The sequence below is a fragment of the Priestia sp. 3CA3 genome, from assembly GCF_056836725.1.
On the sequence record NZ_JBXENJ010000001.1, the window covers coordinates 891,308 to 909,800 of the forward strand.

The following is an 18,493-nucleotide window of genomic DNA, read 5'->3' on the forward strand; positions in this document are numbered from 1 at the left end:
TGCTTTTTTACTGTACTTTTTTTGAACAAGCTGCATCAATATCTAGAATCCAGTCGTGAAACTTTTGCTGAAGCAGTTGAAGAGAAGACTGATTGTTTGATACGATGTCCAGGCCGCGCTCGTCGTATAGGTGGAAGATGGTTTCTTTATTCAAATTCACAATGTAACACTCTTCTTCAATAGCCGGATGAATATGAAGATCACGGTTGGCAATTGATTGCAAAAGAAGCTTTTCTTTCACATCATTTGTTTTACAGGCAATAATATACTCAGCGTTATTTAATAATGCTACGGATTGAACTTCTTGTTTCTTCAGGCGAGAGCGGATGAATTTTTTAATAGCTGTTTCTTTTTTCTTTTTTAAAAGTAAATCATCCTGTGCAGCATTCGCTTTGAAAACAAGCAGCAGCTCATCATTTTTTTCATGGAGTGTCTCAAAAATTTCGTAAGCGCGTGCGTACACATTTTTCATGTATTCTCGTTCCCATACGCCTTTTTGATTGGTAAGCGTAAAGCGAATACCCGCGGGCGCGTTATAAAAAAGAGGTCTTTTCATTTGAACATTTGGAAACATTGTTGTTAAGTATGATTGAAGCCGCATTGTGGTCATACGCAACACCTCATTTAGTTTAGTCCTGACTTAATATGTTGAATTTAGTCTATCACGTGATTAGCTAAATTTGTAAAGAAGTAATGTTATTTAATCAAAAGGTAACCAAACTGTTATATTTTGTTGATTTTGCATTATTTCTTTACACAACCTTTGCGGATGAACAGGTTTTTTCATACGCCTGTCGTATTACTTAACGTAGTAACGACGTGAAGAAAGGGTGATAGACGGTGAAAAAACAGCTTGTTCTTATTTCAATTGTTACAGCTGCTTTCTTTGTGCTTATTTTTCACAAAACGATCTTTCAAGAAGGTAATCCTCTTCCCATTGCATGGAGTATTGTAAAATTAAAGTCTTCAGGTGAAGATGTTGTTCAAATATCTGATAAGCCTAAGAGGTACCTCATTCATTCAAATGACTATTTAACGTTTATTAAACAAATGAAAAAGAAAAAAGTGAATTTTCAATATCAAGACGATAAAAAGTTTTATTTTAATAACGATGATGAACGCCAGCTGTTCGTCAGCAAAAACTATACCGATAAGTTCACGATTATGGAACTAAAGAAAAAAGAGCTGACTGAAGCTGGCGTTGAGTAATAAGACTAATCTCTGCCCTGTGTACCAAAATCTTTAATTTGAACATCAATATGATAGTCGATGGTCGACTGGCTAAATATTTCATCCCATTCATGCTGATGTTTTTTCCAAAAATGAGGATGATGAATTCGTACGTAATCATGCAGGTCAATCACATCAGCTTTGTAATTATTTTGTAATAAGCGAAGTGTTTTTTTCGCGTCTTTTCGAATAATTTTTTCTATTTTTTTTTCGGTGTTCTTTACATTAGAGGCGGCAAGAGCCTGTTTTGAAGTCTCCCAATCTTCTGATAGCCTGCCGCTTGTTTGAACGTTGATGTCAAAATGAACGGAGTGATTTGAATCAATGCGGGCCTTCACATCTTGCTGAACATCTCCGATTTCATAGGAAAAGGGATATGGACCGTGTTTGCCGTAAATAATTCCGCCTTTAATATTCCCCGTTAACCACGTTAAAGCCTCTACTTGGTGCTGAGTTAAGATGAATTTTGCTTTTTTATCTTTTATAATTGCCGCGCCGTCTATTTCAACGCTGTTTTTTATTTTAGAAAGCCGCTGTATTAAAAAGCTTTGATCTGTTTTTAACTTAGCAGATAGCTCTCCCATAGTTAAGGGATTTAGAATTTTATTCGTTTTGAATTTATTGTAAACAAGCTCGTAAATTAAGTTGACTGGAGGCACAGACATTCCTTGAATCGTTAAAACGTTTTTAGCATCGCCTTTTGTAACAAACGCAAGGCTGCTGCGCCGTATCTCGTTATCACGTACAAACTGATTAATAAGCGCATCAAGAGGGATTGTCTTGCTCGCTTTTTCTCCTATTAAAAGTGCTCGCTGATGCTGGCTGTATATAGGGTCAGATTTCAGCGAAATATTTCGTGTGATTTCATGAATGGTAGGGCCGGCTGTTGTAATGTTTTTGTATGGAATGGAAGAAGACATATTTCCGGATTCCGTTTCGGTTAACGTTTGATGAGTCAGCACAAGCTGGTTTTTTCCTGTTTTTGGTTCGATTTTCGATGTAATATCCATTGCCACTCCTATAACAAGAGCAAGTTGTTCAATGTTTCGATGATTTGTACAGCCACACAATAAAAAAATGGTCATTATGACAGGAAGACATTTTTTCGTCATTTGAACACAACCTTTTTTATTTTCATTAACATGCTGAAAAAAAGAGGGATAACCAAAAATGTTACTAAAAATGCCCAGCCTAGAACAGTTGAATAATTCGACACGTCGCTTGCTGTTTTGGGCGCTAAAGAGCTCATAAATAAAACGGGTACAAGAAAGATAATATTAGTAGTTGACCGGTTTTTGAAAATCTTTTTAAATCCTGAAACAGCTAAAAAGAAATACATTACAAAAGTTAAAAAAAACTGAAGAAGCCAGACAATAAGTAAAAATAATTCAAGCCTCTCAAAGAAAATTCCTTTTACTTCATGTGTCTGAACAAATTCAATCGTAGGCCAGACGGTCGTTTTTACCTCCGGAACGGATAACGCGCCGACAACTAATACGTAAGTGATAATATATAAAAGCAAAGGAATGGAAAATCCGATGATAGAAACTTTTCGTAAATGATTTTTGTTTTTCATATGCTTTGGAAGAAAGACAATCGTTTCAATTCCTAAAAAAGAAACAGAGACGGTTGTAAAGGCAGAAAGAAGCGGGCTGAATCCATCGGCTAAAACGGGCTGTAAGTTTTTTAAATCGACCATTCCGATACTAAGAAGATATAAGATAAGAAGAATGATGACCGTTACAGGAAAACATAGCGCCATTACTTTTCCGATAGAATTGATACCGCCAGTGATTAGATAGACGCCTGTCAAAATAAACGAAAGGATAATTAACTCAATGGGCATCGTTTCCAGTAAATAAAAATGAATCATTTCTGCCATAGCTCTTACTTCAAAACTTGCTACAGATGTGAAATAAACGACTATGGCGAAGTTGAAGATATTTCCAATCAGCTTACCGGTTACTTCTTGCGTGAAATCAAACATACAGCTAATTGCAAAATACTTAACCATCCAGACTAAAAAAAGAACAATTCCAATAAACAAAAGGCCGTCCATAATAAGTACAATCCATCCGTCTGCATTATTTGTCTGGTTTGTAATGCTGCTTGGCAGTGTTAATAAACCGACGCCAAGCATGGTTGAAGAGATAATTGAAATGGCATAAAAGTCTGAAAGAAGCTTGCTTGATTGTGACTGTGATTGTTCCATATGGTCCTCCTTTTGTCAGTTTTATTTCGCTTTATTTTTAGACTGTTTTAGACTTTTGTTTGGCAGACGAATATAAGAGTCTTTCCACGCTTTTTTATTTAACGCAAAAAACGGTTTGAAGTAAGCCATACCAAAACTTTCGAGCTTGGTTAGATGAATGACAAGAACAAGGAAAAACATGGTAACTCCGTATAATCCAAAGATTGCTGCAATCATCATAGATACGAAACGCAAAATTCGAAACGAAAGGCCAATTCCGTACTGAGGAACAGTAAAGGACGCAATTGCCGATACGGATACAACAATAATCATCACAGAGCTAACGATATGGGCTTCCACCGCTGCTTGACCAATCACAACTCCGCCTACAAGTCCAACTGTTTGTCCGACAGGAGTAGGGAGACGCAGCCCGGCTTCGCGCAACAATTCAAGCGTCACTTCCATGACCACTGCTTCTATAAAAGGAGAAAAAGGAACGTTTTCTCGTGTAGCCGCAATAGTAATAGCTAGCTCCGTCGGAAGCAGACCTTGGTTAAACGAAACGAGTGAAATATAAATAGCTGAAAAGAATAGGGTAATAAAAATAGACAAGTACCTTAGTAATCTTAGCAATGAACCCGCTATCCATCTTTCGTAATAATCATCGGGTGATTTCATAATCATATCGAAAGTTGTAGGCACTAAAAGAGCAAAAGGAGAGCCATCTACTAAAATGGCTACTCGCCCTTCATTCACCGCGGCGAGAACCCGATCCGGTCTTTCTGTATTTTGCACTTGAGGGAACGGTGAGTAGGGTGCTTCTTCTAAAAATTCTTCAATCATTCCTGAGTCTTGAATGTTATCTAAAGGAATGTCTAATAATTTCTCTCGGACTTGATTCACGATGTGAGTTTGACAGTGTTTATTATGAAAAACGATACTTGTTCGATGTTCCTTTGTATTTCCAATGTAAATGTCTTCAATAACCATTTCTTCTTCGGTAGAACGCTGCCTTAAAAGACCAAGGTTTTCATCTAAGTTTTCGATAAGCGCAATTTTAGGGCCACGCACTACTTTTTCTGTTGTAGGTTCACTTAAAGAGCGCTGTTTGGTCATAGACATATTCAGCGAATATGCCGTGGTGCTTTCGCTAATGAACAGCAAGGGCTGACCTTTAAAAAAACATGAGATCGCTTGCTTGTATGTATAAACTTCTTTGTCTTTAATGACAGAAATAAACGAATCGATGTCATCGAGTGTTTGCGTTTCACTTTTTGCTTTGGTCTCAACAATATGCTGAGTGAGATTATCAAGTTTTTCTCCGTCGACTAATCCTTGGAGATAAATAATGCATATATATTTTGTGGGGGACAGCCATAATTTTTTGGAACCAACATCTGTATTTTGACCCACCAAATCTAGAAACGTTTGAACGGTGTAGTCTGCATTGGGCTGAAATTTTGAATCAAGCATAAATAAACTCACCGCCTGTTGTGTTAATGAGCTTAGTGTTTACGATGTAAAAACGAGTTATGCGAAAAATGTGGAAGAATAGAAAAGATATGTTATGGTAAAGAAAAGAGATGATGGCATGCTACATTCATTTACGTTAAAAACGAATAAGCGTGACGAAATAATCGACGTTACGAGTCAGGTACAAGCAGTAATAAGAACAAAAGGATTAAAAGAAGGGGCTGTAGTTGTTTACTGTCCTCATACAACCGCTGGTATAACAATTAATGAAAATGCGGATCCCGATGTAAAAACGGATATGATCCGACGCTTCGATGAAGTATATCCTTGGGAACATAAGTTAGATCTTCATATGGAAGGAAATACGGCGGCACATCTCAAAGCGAGCACGGTCGGCCCCTCTCAGCATATAATCATTCACGATGGGCAGCTGCTGCTAGGAACGTGGCAAGGAATTTATTTTTGTGAGTTTGATGGACCGAGGACTCGTACGTATTATGTGAAAATTTTATCCCTACAATAACTTTTTTTCATACGTCATTGTCCAACTTTCTTCTGAAAATTGTTATAAAACAAAGTTAGTTTAATATAAATGTTATATAACAGTTAAAGGGAGAGATTGAACAATGGAAAAGATAGGTGCAGAACAAGAAACAGTAAAAAAAGAAAACGAAAAAACAAATTTTACATGGGTGGAAGAATACCCAACTATTTTAGACATTGTCAACGAGTATTACAGTACGTGTCGGTAAAGTGAAGAGACTGAGACAAAATTATTTTAATTGAAAGAAGATCCGAATGAGTTAGATTCTTGCTGGAGAATCCAACGCATTCGGATTTTTTCATTGATATAGTGAACGTAGATTTTATGTATGTAGACGAGGAGGCTCATCAGCCTCCTGGGGAAAGCGAAGTCTTACAAGGAAATCAACAGCAACGTAACAAGCAGTTGAGATCATTTATCTCGTTTGTTCGTCTTTGGATTGGAATAATTTAGTTAGGTCTTAATATCTTTTTTATAAAAAAGATATAATAGTAGCAATTTTTCTAAAAGGTTTAATATAATAAATATTAGGGTACTGAATTGTATGAAATAAAGATAAAACGCATCGTTTCATACTATTTCCTTTTTTACCGCTAGTATAGCCTTGAAGAAAAAGTTTCATTTGATATACTAACTATACGCTTAGTCTTTAAGAGAAAGATGAAGATTCATTGTCATTGTTACACGCAGTGAATGAGCTGCCTTTGCTTGGCGAAAACGTCGTACAAACAAAGACAGATAGCGAATTGTTTTGGGTGCGTTCATTTAGTTCAAAACAGGGAGGCGATTAGTCTATGTTACTTGTACGTATGGCCATGATTGGTTTCTTTTCATTAACAGCCATATCATTGTTTTCTTTTCAGTCCGTTGAAATTATCCATGCCATTATGGACTTTTTTTCATCAGCTGATAAGTACTAAAAAACGATATCTTTTTTAAATAAAAAGCGGATAGCCCTTAGCGGGCTATCCGTCAAAAACCGCCCAAAAGGCGGTTTTTTTAGGCTTATAGCTGTGCTCACAAACGCACTGCATTCATTCTCTGATGACAAAGTCTACGTGTTTTTTTGATTAACATTCGTTAAAATAAGTATTTACGTACTGTTCAAACTGAAGCCAATCGTCCACGCGAGGAACATTTACTTCTTCGTTATACGGGTAGCTCATGGCAACAGCATGGCGGCCTGTAGCTTGAAAAGCCTTCAAATTATGAGGTGCATCATCAAATAGCAAGTCTCCGTATATTTTATCTTTTTGGTGTGTAAACACGATATTGTACTTTCCGATAAACGGAAGGTGTTTTTCAACCCACTGCTCTTTTTCTGTATAAGCATAGGTACGGCTGCTTGTGACAATTAAAATGGAAAACCTTTCATAAAGTCGTTTAAGAACCTCAACAGCATGAGGCAGAGGTTGTAAATGTAAAAAAAGCCCCGGCTGATCGAGGTAGTCATAAATCTTTGTGCCGCATTCCGGCTTTACATACTTTTCTGATTCCCAGCATTTTAACTTTTCAACCGATAAGCTGTCGCAATAATCTTTGTTATATTGGTTATGCCAATCCGTCATAAGATCACAAATGACAGAATCCATGTCAATTAAAAGGGTGTGCATTTATTCAACTTCCTTTACAGTATTCATCTACACGCTTGGTTTTGCAATGCGCTGCTTCTACTATACCAAATCTTTTACATGCAGAAAAAGAGCAAGCCGCATCAAAATCGCACAGCTTGCCCTTTTTATCGAAACTACATTCTTTTAGCACCTAAATAGCGTTTGCTCCAATAGCTCTCTTTTAGAGAAGAGATGCTCACACCTTTAGATGAAGAACAGTGAAGAAACTGGTTGTTTCCTAAATAAATTCCTGCATGAGAAGGCCCTTTTGTATAGGTTTGGAAGAACACAATATCTCCAGCTTTTGGACTTGAGACGCGCGTTCCTTTTTGATAAATCTGAGCTACTGTTCGAGGAAGCTGAACCCCGCCGCCATGTTTGAACGCATAGCCAATAAAACCGCTGCAGTCAAAGCCGCTTGGCGTTGTTCCGCCCCAGCGATAGCGAACGCCCATGTACTGTTTTCCTTTGTTAATCACTGCGTTAGGGTTATAGCGCGCTGAGCTAGAAGGCGATTTGCCCTTTGCTGAAACGCCTAGTTTAGCGTACGTTCCTTTTCCGACAATACCATCTGCTGCTAGTCCATTTTTGCGCTGAAATGATTTTACAGCAGAAGTTGTAACAGTCCCAAAGTATGTAGTCGTATTCCCTTTAAAATAACCTTTATTTTTCAACGTTTGTTGTAGTTGTTTAACATCTTGGTGATTCATGCCTTGGCGAAGCGTTTGGTCGCCTAGAGCCGCTTGGCTGACAATCGGGCTAGTAGAAACAATAACGCCAGCAAGCGTAAGAGCTGCTATTACTTTTTTCATAAAACTAGTACCCCCTGAAAATTTTTCCTGATTTGAGTAAATTCATCATATCATCTTTCGACAGTGTTCTACGTTACAATTTCATTACATATATGAAAAAAATGAAATATAAAGGTGAATATAGTCTTATAAAAGCTGTAATTAAAAGGGTTCTTTAGATGTGTAATATTGCTAGAAAAACTTTGAATATTTGACGGTAAATAACTAAAAGATATGAAAAAGTATGTACATTTAAAATTTAACAAAGAAATATGTTGTGAATTACTACACAAAAAGTTCGAACTCGGGTAAAATGTAGAACTATAATATAGTAGTCATATATGTGACTTTGATGAGGTGAAAGTAATGAAAAGAATAGGTGTATTAACAAGCGGCGGAGATTCTCCAGGTATGAATCCTGCGGTTCGTGCTGTTGTGCGTAAAGCAATTCATGAAGGTATGGAAGTTTATGGTATCTTCCAAGGATATCAAGGATTAATAGAAGGAAATATTAAAAAGCTAGAAGTTGGAGATGTTGGTGACATCATTCAACGCGGCGGAACGATGCTTTATTCTGCAAGATGTCCAGAATTCAAAACAGAAGAAGGGCGTTTAAAAGGTATTGAAAACCTTAAGAAGCACGGTATTGAAGGCTTAGTAGTTATTGGTGGAGACGGATCATATATGGGAGCTGTAAAACTAACAGAGCTTGGTTTCCCTTGTATCGGCATCCCAGGAACGATTGATAACGACATTCCAGGAACAGATTTTACATTAGGATTTGATACGGCTCTTCATACGGTTATCGATGCAATTGATAAAATCCGTGATACGGCGACTTCTCATGAGCGTACGTTTATTATTGAAGTTATGGGGCGTAATGCAGGAGACATTGCTCTTTGGTCAGGTCTTGCTGGCGGTGCGGAAACAATCCTTATCCCAGAAGCAAAAGATGAGTTCCAAGAAATGGTTGATCGTTTGAGAAAAGGACAAGAGCGCGGTAAAAAGCACAGCATTATCGTAGTAGCTGAAGGTGTAGCTAATGGTAATGAAGTAGCGAAGCAGCTTCATGAAGCTGCAGGTATTGAAACGCGTGTAACAGTATTAGGACACATTCAGCGCGGTGGTTCTCCAACTGCTCAAGATCGTGTGCTAGGAAGCCGTTTCGGCGGTCGCGCAGTCGAACTTCTACTAGAAGGTAAGGGCGGCCGTGCAATCGGTATCCGTAAAAATGAAATTGTAGATTATGATATTATGGAAATTTTAGGTGAACCTCACCATATCAATGCTGATATGTACCGTTTATCTAAAGAACTTTCAATTTAATCCCAGTGTTTCTGAGGCGAAGCTTCTTATATAGAAGGAGTTTCGTCTTTTTTTGATTGCATGCCTGTCCCTTCACAGTGTTTGCATGTTTTCATGTAACCGATACCAGGAATAACAGCTAGCTTTCCGAGCCCTTTGCAAAAAGTGCAAATTAATTCAAAACCAAACATTGGTTCATCCCCTCTGTACACGTTTTCTTTCAGTTTATCATAAAAGTAGACAAATAATTTTAAAAATTATAGAAATAATCAAAAAAATGATTACATTTGAACAGCGAGTGATATAGTAAAGAGAGAAGACCATTTTATAAAAGAGGAGAGGAAGCGTGATGTTTAAACGAATTTTACTTGCCTCAGATGGCTCAGAGCATGCAGCTAAAGCAACAGAAAAAGCCGTTCAGCTGGCTCAGCTTACGGAAAACAGTTTTATTCAAGTTATTTATGCAGTAGAAGGTGATTCAAGATTAAAATCACTTAGCCGCGACGAGGAACGGGAAAGTCGGATACATACAACGGATGAAATTTTAAAGCAAGGAAACGTGGAGTATGAGATTACCTTTATGCACGGAGACGCGGCTAAAACAGTGATTCAATTTGCTAATCAAAATTCATTTGACCTTGTAGTAATAGGAAGCAGAGGGTTAAATCCTGTAAAAGGCATGCTGCTTGGAAGCGTTAGTTCTAAGATAGCACAGCAAGTAACAATTCCTGTGCTAATTGTTAAATAGGAGAGAAATGCAATGTCAAACCAGTACAAAGAATTAAAACAGCTCATTGATAATGCTAAACACATTTGTTTTTTTACGGGAGCAGGAATGAGCACAGAGTCGGGCATACCTGACTTTCGCTCTCAAAATGGCTTATATCGCCAAAACAAAAGCTTTGTGGACATAGTAGCTGCTGACTTCTATGAACAGTATCCTCATGAATTTTGGCCGCTGTTTAAAGAAATTTTTCATATTAAAATGCTGCATCATTATAAAGCAAATACGGGCCATCGCTTTATTGCTGAACTAGAAGACGCCAAAACCGTGCATGTGATTACGCAAAATATCGATGGGCTGCACCAAGATGCAGGAAGCACGAACGTTTTTGAAATTCATGGTTCCATTAAGAGAGCTCATTGTCCGAGGTGTAAAAAAGAGTATGACTTAGCGTATTTAAATCAGTCAGCTCTTCCACAATGTACAGCGTGTGAGCGCCTTTTAAAGCCAAATGTTGTTCTCTTTGGAGATGCCATTCATCAGTTCGATGAAGCAGTTACAGCAGCGCTGTCATCTGATTTATTCATCGTGCTTGGTTCATCGCTTGAAGTAGCACCGATTAATCAGATTCCGCTGCTTGTGAGCCGGTACAATCGTACAAATATGGTGATCATTAATAAAGAACCTACGCATTACGATTATTTGTTTGATTTGGTTATCTATGATTCCATTGGACAAGTGGTTGCAAATTTATAAGCGTCTATGCATGGACATAGCGCTTTTTTAGCATTTAGTGATAAAGTGTAGGGATGTATCATATGGTGTAGTACATCATCCATTCGCTAATGGATAGAAGGGATGTTTTTGCATATGAGTGGAGGCCTGAGAGTTTGTCTTTTCATTGTTGGTATTGCACTCAAAGTGACAGCTGTTTTGACTTTGATTTTTGAAATGAATCTTGTCCCTATTCACGGAAGGAGTCTCACTTATTATGCTGAAGCGATAGGTATGAAACTCCCCATTATCTGTTTTGTCCTTGGTTTTTTTTGTGTAGCAGCAAGCTTTTATTTGCCTGCTAAAAATCGCCGCACCAGTAAATAGCAAGGGCAGGAGACTAACTAAAACGTTTGACTGCAAAGTTTTTAACATTTAAAATAAAGTCAATAAGTTTAAAAAGAAATAGGATAATTATTCCTGAATCTTTTTAGATATACGGAAATAGAGGTGATTGGATGGGGCAGTGTACCACGTTGGCGAAGTAGCATTATATGCACCAGTGTCAAAGCGTACAATACAGTATTATACAAACCTACATTTGCTTCACGCATATCGCTCTTTATCACATAATCGCTCTTTTAAGGCGTTAACAGACTTTAACTTTATAAAGATTGGAAACTACTAAATTTTTTATAAATGAATTGGAAGAGAGAATCAGCGCTGAAGCAACATCATGAAATGAAGCGATGTGAGCCATTGCTTCACATCTAGAACAGCAGAATAAAGAATGACCTGCTACATTAACGAGTGAAACGTGAGATAAGGAAGAAAGGCTGGCAGTTTTGCTCCATATAAAAATGTTTATACATTTATCATGTGATTCCTCCTTATATGCACTTTTCCAAGTGATCAGTACAGGGATAGAGTTCTTTATCCAAATTTTTTATTTTTTAGGAGGTGAGTCCTTACTCGTTTTTAAACGAGCTAAGGAACTTGATTGGACATATTTAACTTGATTTTACTAGCGGTACTGATTGCATTAACTGCTTTTTTCGTTGCTACCGAGTTTGCGATTATTCGCGTGAGGAGTTCCAAAGTGGATCAGCTTATAGCAGAAGGGAGCAGCAATGCAAAAGCTGCGAAGCAAGTTATTTCAAATTTAGATGAATACTTATCTGCGTGCCAGCTTGGTATTACGATTACTGCGCTGGGAATTGGTTGGTTAGGAGAGCCTACGCTTTCGCATCTCCTGTCACCATTACTTGATCAACTAGGGATAAGCGGAGCGTTAACAAAAGTACTATCTGTTGCGATTTCTTTTGCGGTTGTTACATTTATAAATGTTGTGGTCGGAGAGCTTGCTCCGAAAACATTTGCAATTCAAAAAGCAGAGAAAGTCACTTTATTATTTGTTCGTCCGCTTATACTCTTTTATAAAGTAACCTATCCTTTCATTTGGCTATTAAACAGTTCTTCTCGTTTAATAACAGGGTTATTTGGTCTAAAGCCTGCTTCAGAAAATGAGCTTGCACACAGTGAAGAAGAGCTTCGCATCTTGTTATCAGAAAGCTATAAAAGCGGTGAAATCAATCAATCGGAGTTTAAATATGTAAGTAAAATTTTTGACTTTGATGATCGCGTTGCCAAGGAGATTATGGTGCCGCGTACGGAAGTCGTTTCAATTGACCAGGAAGATACGGTCGAATACATCCTTGAGATGGTCCAAGAAGAACGGTTTACCCGCTATCCGGTCATCGATGGAGATAAAGACCATATTATTGGAATGGTCAATATGAAAGAAATTTTAACCGAGATTGTCATGAACAACAGCAAGGAAAAAATAGATTTAAAACAGTATATCCGTCCTGTTATTGAAGTAATTGAATCGATTCCTATTCATGATTTATTGCTTAAGATGCAGCGTGAACGCATCCATATGGCTATTTTAATTGATGAATACGGTGGAACAGCAGGGATTGTAACAGTAGAGGATATTTTAGAAGAAATTGTCGGTGAAATTCGTGATGAATTTGATGCGGATGAACTTCCATTAATTCAGAAAGTCAAACCCGATCATTATATTGTAGATGGAAAATTATTAGTAAGTGAGCTTAACGAGCTGCTTGGCACGACAATTGATGATACGGATGTTGATACAATTGGAGGCTGGGTCTTAACGGAAAAATATGACGTCAAACAAGGAGAAAGCCTTAGCTTTGATCAGTATGATTTTACCGTTACGAAAATGGAAGGCCATCACATTCAATATATTGATGTGATTAAAAAACGTCAGGTACATCAAAGTACGGATGAAGCGGTTAATGTGTCGGACATGAACCAGTCACAGGCTTTATCTTCATAATAAGAAGGCGCATTGCGAAAGAGCAGTGCGTCTTTTTTATAAAGAAAGTGTGGAGGGAAGATGACAAAGTCATATGATGGAACTATGGGATAATATTACCGCTATGAATCTTGAAATCAATTTGCTTTAATAAAAGTATGAAAACTCTATCAAAACTTTTATTAGTAACATTGTTGTCTGTCACTCTAGCTTTTGGTCTTAATAACACTGCGCAAGCAGCAACCGTACATACCGTTCAATCGGGAGATACGATGTGGAAAATAGCAGTAAAATATCAGGTGGGTGTTTCCGAGCTGATTGAAGCGAATTCTGCTATTAAAAACCCTAATTCGATCTATCCGGGACAAAAAATTACCATACCAACAGATAAAGCGGGAAGTTCATACGAAGAGCAAGTGGTTCAGCTAGTGAATCAAGAACGTGCTAAAGTAGGGCTTAAGCCTTTAAAGTCTAATTGGGAAGTAGCTCGCGTGGCTCGCTATAAATCGCAGGATATGATTGATAAAAATTATTTCAGTCATACATCGCCTACGTATGGAAGTCCGTTCGACATGATGAAAAAATTTGGCATTACATACAGTACAGCAGGTGAAAATATCGCTGCTGGACAAGCAACTCCAAAAGAAGTGGTTAACGCATGGATGAATAGCGAAGGTCACCGTAAAAACATACTATCAAGTCAATTTACCGAAATCGGAGTAGGTTACGCTAAAGGCGGAAGCTACGGTCATTACTGGACTCAAATGTTCATTTCAAACTAAAGAAGAAAGGAAAAAAAGCTGACTACTAAGTCAGCTTTTTTTAGCTTCGAGCACTTTCTAGAAATTCTTTTGGATTGCCAGAAAGCTTTCCGTCCTGCTCAACGATGAGTGTGCGCGTAGGGAAAGCAAATTCTACGCCTTCTTCTTCAAGAATGTCCATAATTTCGAAGTTTATATTTTCTTTTACATCTAAGTAATCAGCAAAAACGGTTGTATTTGTAAAGAAATACAGATAGATATTTAAACTAGATTCATAGAAACCGTCAAAATTTACAAGAATCGTTTCATTGTGAATTTCTTCGTGCTCAGTCAGCATCTTTTTAATTCTTGCCACTACGGTTTCTAACTTTTCTTTTGGTGTATTATAATTCAAGTTTAAATGAAAGGCAATTTGACGTTTCCCCATTTTAGCCCAGTTAATAATAGGTTCATTAGAAAGAGTAGCATTTGGAACCGTTACGACTGCTTGAGCGAACGTTCGAACTTTGGTGCTTCGAAATGTAATATCTTCTACAACGCCTTCAACACTTGGTGTTTTAATCCAATCTCCAATGGTAAAAGGCTTTTCAGTAATAATTACGATTCCGCCGAATAAATTACTAACGGTGTCTTTTGCGGCTAGGGCAAAAGCAAGACCACCTAAGCCAAGACCCGCTACAAAGCCGTTTACGTTAAAACCCCATTCTTCTGCGATGATGGAGATAGAAAGCATAACAACAACGATGCGGATAAACTTTTCAATAAAAGGAATAATGATTCGATCCACTTGGATATCAAAATTTTTGGCAAACGTTGCAAAAAATAAATTGGTAGAAGCAGCTAAATTATACAAGCCCCATCCTGCAAGGCCAACAGAAGCTGAACGAACTAAATGTCTTTCCGTGTCGGCTGTTAAAACATCAAAGGGAAGATAGGGAAGAGCAAGCTTGAAACCAATAATCACAAAAATCCAGCGCAGCGGCTTTTCAAAAGCTTCTAAAACGCTCGTAATTAAATTGATTTTTTTATTTTTGACAAAACCAATAATAAACTTAAACAAATAAGTCGTGAAAAGCTTGCGAAGAATTAAAAAGATCAAAAAGATCCCAATCGCAATCACGATTTTTTTCCAATCATCTAATGATGATAGAGACTTCAAAAAATCCATACAATCCTCCTAGTTACCAAAACTGTGCTACAGTCCATTTATATCCGTCAATTGAAAGCATTCCTATGTAGAGTGTTCTTTACCCTAAATTCATGCTTTTTAAAAGCTTCTTCCCTATTAAAATAGCACAAAAATACCTGTAAATCTATTTAAGTGATAATTATGAATATATCTCTTTTTAGTAAAAGAGACAGACAATAGTCTGAAAATAAGTTGTATAATAAATAGGTGATATTATAAACATTAATTTATCTTATTATTTATTTAAAACGTTCGTTGGAGGGAGAAAGCTTTGTTAAGTCAATTAAATAGAATGCTAGAAAAATTGATGCCGTTTATTACGCCGGTCAGCTTGCTCATAGGAGTTCTTATCGGTTCATCATTAAGTCAGTATACCTTCTTAATTCCATGGCTTTTTGCATTAATGACGTTTGCCGGAAGTTTGAATTCAAACTTTCACCAGTTAAATGCCACGATACACCGTCCATTTCCAATCATTATGGCTCTGTTTGTTTTACATATTTTTATGCCAGCATGGGCTTGGAGCGTTGGCCAAGTGATTTTTCCACATGATGTATTTACAAGCACGGGTCTTTTGCTAGCAGCAATTATTCCAACGGGAGTGACTAGTTTTATATGGGTCTCGATTTACAAAGGAAGCATTCCTCTTGCACTATCCATTATTTTAATTGATACTCTTTTAGCACCGCTTATCGTTCCTTATACGCTTTTATTGGTGGTTGGAGACACTGTGCATTTGGAAGCGCTAAAGTTAGTCAAAGATTTATGTTTTATGATTGTCCTTCCATCTCTGTTAGGCATGTGCTTAAATCAATATACAAAAGGAACAATTAAGCAGACCTTAGGACCAAAGCTGGCACCTGTTTCGAAAATAGGGTTAAGTGTGATGGTTATGGTAAACGGGGGAGTGATTGCACCTTATTTAAAACATATTGATAAAAAACTGCTGTTTATTATCGTGATCGTCTTTTTAATGAGTTCAGCTGGTTATTTCTTCAGCTGGATGATTGGCAAATGGCTAAGATGGGACCGAGCAAAAGTTGTGACGCTTACGTTTTGCGGAGGCATGAGAAATATTAGCGCCGGAGCCGTATTAGCCGTATCTTATTTTCCAGCTCCCGTTGCTGTACCGGTCGTATTAGGGATGTTATTTCAGCAGGTATTAGCTGCTTTATCAGGGCGTTTAGTTCAAAACTATTACCAGAAAAAAGACGCTGAATTTGCTTCATTAAAATAAATGAAAAAAGCAAGGGACGAACCACAGTAATCATAAAGTAAGCACTCTGTTTTAACGATCAGAGATAAGATACTTTTACACTTGCTGCGTTCAAGATAATGAGATGATTAGAAAAAGGTGCGGTGTGGCATACTAGAAAGAAAAAGGTCGGATATTTTTGCTTATCAATATAGCGCTGGCGTTTGTTTTACCTTGGATTTTTGGCACCCTCTATTTACATCCTAGAAATCGTCGTTTACTGCCTTTAGTAGGAACTGCTTTTTGCATTTTAGCAATCGTTATCAATGAATTAGGGAGCTATTATGGCTTTTGGAAACTCCGGACTTCTTTAGAAAATGAAGCATTAGAAGCGCTGCCTTTTAATTTAGGTGTTTATCCTGTATTGGCCAGCTATATGATTTTTTTAATCCAGCGAATCGGAAAGCCTCATTTTTTTATTTTTCTTATAGCGCTGTTTACAACATTTTTAGAAGGAACGTATATGTATATGGAAAGAGTTATATACGGAAACGGATGGAATCTCGGCTGGACATTTTTTTCCTACTGGATTCCGTACAGCGTAATTTATTTATACTATAGGTATTTGGTTAGTCTTAGACTGCTTCACTAGAAGAAAAAAAGAAGTAAATTTGCACAATAAAAAAAGCCGTGAATATTCACGGCTTTTTTTATTAGATCGCTTCTTTCGAGCTAGATTTATCTTTTGAATGATCCCATGCATCAATATTATCAAGTCCAGAAATGCTGTCTTGATAGAAGACAGGGTCTTTTCCAGCTTTCTTTTGGGCAAGATAATCTTTGAGTGCGGCAAAGGCTACTTTCGAGAGCAGGAGAATTGCGATTAAGTTGACTACTACCATAAAGCCCATAAACAGGTCTGCTAAGTCCCATACAAGCTGAATTTGAGAAATAGAACCGAACACGATCATTGCAAGCACAGCAACACGATAAGTCATCAGCCAAGCTTTATTTGTGTTCAAGAACTCAATATTTGTTTCTCCGTAGTAGTAGTTACCAATTAATGTACTAAACGCAAATAGGAAAATCATAATTGCAAGAGCACCTGTTGCCCAAGAACCAATATGAGTGCTTAAAGCAGCTTGTGTTAATTCAATACCGCTTAAATTTTTATTTGTATAAGCACCTGAAAGTAAAATGATAAAGGCAGTACTACTACAAATAATAAGCGTATCCGTTAATACACCAAAGGCTTGAATTAATCCTTGTTTTACCGGGTGGCTTGTTGTTGCAGCTGCGGCTGCGTTTGGCGCACTACCCATACCCGCTTCGTTTGAGAATAATCCGCGTTTAATTCCTTGCATAAGAGCTGCTCCAAGAGAACCGCCAGCAATTTGCTCGAAACCAAATGCATTTTTAACGATTAACGCAATAAGAGAGGGCATTTCTTGAATGTTCATAATAATAATGAAGAGTGCTACTGCAATGTAGGCAACAGCTAGTACCACAACAATGTATTCTGACATTTTTGCAATACGCTTAACTCCGCCAAAAATAATGGCAGCGAAAGCCACTGTCATAATAATTCCTAACACTAGACGATTCGTTCCGAACGCATTTTCAAACGCAAGGGTAATCGTGTTTGATTGTACAGCATTAAAAATTAAGCCGAAGGATAAAGTGATTAAGACAGCAAACAGTCCGCCCATCCAGCGCTTTTTTAACCCTTTTTCCATATAGTAAGCCGGTCCGCCTCGGAAGCCGCCGTCTTTGTCTTTTACTTTGTATATTTGTGCTAACGTACTTTCGACAAATGCTGAAGCTGAACCAATAACGGCAAGTACCCACATCCAAAATACAGCACCAGGTCCCCCTAAAGCGATCGCAATCGCAATACCTGTAATATTCCCCGTACCAACGCGGGCTGCCATACTGATACAAAACGCTTGGAATGGCGAAATTCCGTCTTTAGAAGAGCTGTCCGCACCTTCTTTTAATACACGAATCATTTCTCTTAATAACCGAATTTGTAAAAACTTTGACCTGAATGTAAAAAACAAACCAAATGCAATCAGCATCGCAATCAGTAAGTAGGACCAAAGAAATTCGTTGATTGAACTAACAAAACCTTGAACTACTTCTTGCATAGTTTCACCTCTTCATGAATTATAGTAGAATAATAATAAAAAACGTGAATTTATAGAATTTTCCCTCTATTTAGATAGATCTCCCTATTTCCCCGCTGTTTTTCTTCATTATCCTTGTCGAATCTTGTTGCTAAATCTGAACCTTATATATATAAAATAATAATTTTGGTCTTTTGTCAACTAACCTCACATGGAAAAATAGGGTGATATGACAAATGAAGCGGGTATGAAAAGGTGATAACAGCAGGGATGAAAGAAATTTCATTTTGTTT

At 37.5% G+C, this 18,493-nt stretch carries 21 protein-coding genes; 12 read left to right on the forward strand and 9 right to left on the reverse strand.

Annotated features, from left to right (window positions below):
* Positions 1–7: 7 nt before the first annotated feature.
* Positions 8–610 carry a DUF3885 domain-containing protein gene (locus tag AC1VNJ_RS04550; RefSeq protein WP_013058688.1) on the reverse strand — a complete coding sequence of 201 codons (603 nt, stop codon included), beginning with the start codon at positions 608–610 and terminating at the stop codon, positions 8–10.
* Between the two features lie 230 nt (positions 611–840).
* Here AC1VNJ_RS04550 and AC1VNJ_RS04555 point away from each other — a divergent pair, with 230 nt between their 5' ends.
* Complete coding sequence (locus AC1VNJ_RS04555; RefSeq protein WP_033579870.1) at positions 841–1,209, forward strand: hypothetical protein; 369 nt, start codon at positions 841–843, stop codon at positions 1,207–1,209.
* Positions 1,210–1,214: 5 nt separating this feature from the next.
* On the opposite strand, the gene AC1VNJ_RS04560 is transcribed toward AC1VNJ_RS04555, so the two are convergent.
* From AC1VNJ_RS04560 to AC1VNJ_RS04570, 3 genes are read right to left on the reverse strand one after another with little or no spacing between them, the layout of a single operon-like run.
* Positions 1,215–2,342: a Ger(x)C family spore germination protein gene (locus AC1VNJ_RS04560; RefSeq protein WP_328132241.1), complete on the reverse strand. Its 1,128-nt coding sequence runs from the start codon at positions 2,340–2,342 to the stop codon at positions 1,215–1,217.
* The gene (locus AC1VNJ_RS04565) at positions 2,339–3,442 is read right to left on the reverse strand and encodes a GerAB/ArcD/ProY family transporter (protein ID WP_034270713.1); all 1,104 of its coding nucleotides are present in this window, start codon (positions 3,440–3,442) and stop codon (positions 2,339–2,341) included. The genes AC1VNJ_RS04560 and AC1VNJ_RS04565 overlap by 4 nt, the downstream gene beginning before the upstream one ends.
* Positions 3,443–3,463: 21 nt before the next feature.
* Positions 3,464–4,894 (reverse strand): spore germination protein, encoded by a 1,431-nt coding sequence (locus AC1VNJ_RS04570; protein WP_098626902.1) that lies wholly within the window; start codon positions 4,892–4,894, stop codon positions 3,464–3,466.
* A 118-nt stretch (positions 4,895–5,012) separates the two neighbouring features.
* On the opposite strand from AC1VNJ_RS04570, the gene AC1VNJ_RS04575 reads away from it, so the two are divergent.
* From AC1VNJ_RS04575 to AC1VNJ_RS04585, 3 genes are all read left to right on the forward strand, one after another.
* Positions 5,013–5,417: a secondary thiamine-phosphate synthase enzyme YjbQ gene (locus tag AC1VNJ_RS04575; protein ID WP_251440033.1), complete on the forward strand. Its 405-nt coding sequence runs from the start codon at positions 5,013–5,015 to the stop codon at positions 5,415–5,417.
* 103 nt (positions 5,418–5,520) lie between these two features.
* Complete coding sequence (locus AC1VNJ_RS04580) at positions 5,521–5,646, forward strand: hypothetical protein (RefSeq protein WP_016765283.1); 126 nt, start codon at positions 5,521–5,523, stop codon at positions 5,644–5,646.
* Between the two features lie 586 nt (positions 5,647–6,232).
* Complete coding sequence (locus tag AC1VNJ_RS04585) at positions 6,233–6,358, forward strand: hypothetical protein (protein ID WP_013058681.1); 126 nt, start codon at positions 6,233–6,235, stop codon at positions 6,356–6,358.
* 150 nt (positions 6,359–6,508) lie between these two features.
* Here AC1VNJ_RS04585 and AC1VNJ_RS04590 read toward each other — a convergent pair whose 3' ends face one another.
* Both AC1VNJ_RS04590 and AC1VNJ_RS04595 read right to left on the reverse strand, forming a co-directional pair.
* Positions 6,509–7,051, reverse strand: a complete 543-nt coding sequence (locus tag AC1VNJ_RS04590) for a 5' nucleotidase, NT5C type (protein WP_028415087.1) — start codon at positions 7,049–7,051, stop codon at positions 6,509–6,511.
* Between the two features lie 134 nt (positions 7,052–7,185).
* Positions 7,186–7,863, reverse strand: a complete 678-nt coding sequence (locus AC1VNJ_RS04595; RefSeq protein WP_016765281.1) for a C40 family peptidase — start codon at positions 7,861–7,863, stop codon at positions 7,186–7,188.
* A gap of 345 nt (positions 7,864–8,208) precedes the next feature.
* On the opposite strand from AC1VNJ_RS04595, the gene pfkA reads away from it, so the two are divergent.
* A complete protein-coding gene (pfkA, locus tag AC1VNJ_RS04600) occupies positions 8,209–9,168 on the forward strand; it encodes a 6-phosphofructokinase (RefSeq protein ID WP_028415086.1) in 960 nt (319 codons plus the stop codon).
* A gap of 26 nt (positions 9,169–9,194) precedes the next feature.
* Here the strand turns inward: pfkA and AC1VNJ_RS04605 are convergent, their stop codons facing one another.
* The gene (locus AC1VNJ_RS04605) at positions 9,195–9,338 is read right to left on the reverse strand and encodes a hypothetical protein (protein ID WP_013058677.1); all 144 of its coding nucleotides are present in this window, start codon (positions 9,336–9,338) and stop codon (positions 9,195–9,197) included.
* Positions 9,339–9,496: 158 nt separating this feature from the next.
* Here AC1VNJ_RS04605 and AC1VNJ_RS04610 point away from each other — a divergent pair, with 158 nt between their 5' ends.
* The 5 genes from AC1VNJ_RS04610 to safA all read left to right on the forward strand — a co-directional run bounded on the left by AC1VNJ_RS04610 (position 9,497) and on the right by safA (position 13,711).
* Positions 9,497–9,895, forward strand: coding sequence for a universal stress protein (locus AC1VNJ_RS04610; protein ID WP_013058676.1), 399 nt, complete (start codon positions 9,497–9,499; stop codon positions 9,893–9,895).
* Positions 9,896–9,907: 12 nt separating this feature from the next.
* A complete protein-coding gene (locus tag AC1VNJ_RS04615; RefSeq protein ID WP_154991787.1) occupies positions 9,908–10,627 on the forward strand; it encodes an NAD-dependent protein deacylase in 720 nt (239 codons plus the stop codon).
* Between the two features lie 114 nt (positions 10,628–10,741).
* A complete protein-coding gene (locus tag AC1VNJ_RS04620; protein WP_016765278.1) occupies positions 10,742–10,972 on the forward strand; it encodes a YuzI family membrane protein in 231 nt (76 codons plus the stop codon).
* Between the two features lie 613 nt (positions 10,973–11,585).
* Entirely contained in the window at positions 11,586–12,950 is a 1,365-nt protein-coding gene (locus tag AC1VNJ_RS04625; protein WP_028415084.1) for a hemolysin family protein, read from the forward strand.
* Between the two features lie 137 nt (positions 12,951–13,087).
* Positions 13,088–13,711, forward strand: a complete 624-nt coding sequence (gene safA, locus AC1VNJ_RS04630) for a SafA/ExsA family spore coat assembly protein (RefSeq protein WP_074677042.1) — start codon at positions 13,088–13,090, stop codon at positions 13,709–13,711.
* Between the two features lie 40 nt (positions 13,712–13,751).
* Here safA and AC1VNJ_RS04635 read toward each other — a convergent pair whose 3' ends face one another.
* Positions 13,752–14,858 carry a mechanosensitive ion channel family protein gene (locus tag AC1VNJ_RS04635; RefSeq protein WP_025750169.1) on the reverse strand — a complete coding sequence of 369 codons (1,107 nt, stop codon included), beginning with the start codon at positions 14,856–14,858 and terminating at the stop codon, positions 13,752–13,754.
* A 292-nt stretch (positions 14,859–15,150) separates the two neighbouring features.
* Between AC1VNJ_RS04635 and AC1VNJ_RS04640 the strand changes: the two genes are divergently transcribed.
* On the forward strand, positions 15,151–16,116 hold the full coding sequence (locus tag AC1VNJ_RS04640) for a bile acid:sodium symporter family protein (RefSeq protein ID WP_048019912.1): 966 nt from the start codon (positions 15,151–15,153) through the stop codon (positions 16,114–16,116).
* A 157-nt stretch (positions 16,117–16,273) separates the two neighbouring features.
* Positions 16,274–16,726 carry a CBO0543 family protein gene (locus tag AC1VNJ_RS04645; protein ID WP_028415082.1) on the forward strand — a complete coding sequence of 151 codons (453 nt, stop codon included), beginning with the start codon at positions 16,274–16,276 and terminating at the stop codon, positions 16,724–16,726.
* A gap of 61 nt (positions 16,727–16,787) precedes the next feature.
* Here the strand turns inward: AC1VNJ_RS04645 and AC1VNJ_RS04650 are convergent, their stop codons facing one another.
* Positions 16,788–18,221, reverse strand: coding sequence for an alanine/glycine:cation symporter family protein (locus tag AC1VNJ_RS04650; protein ID WP_028415081.1), 1,434 nt, complete (start codon positions 18,219–18,221; stop codon positions 16,788–16,790).
* Between the last annotated feature and the right edge of the window lie 272 nt (positions 18,222–18,493).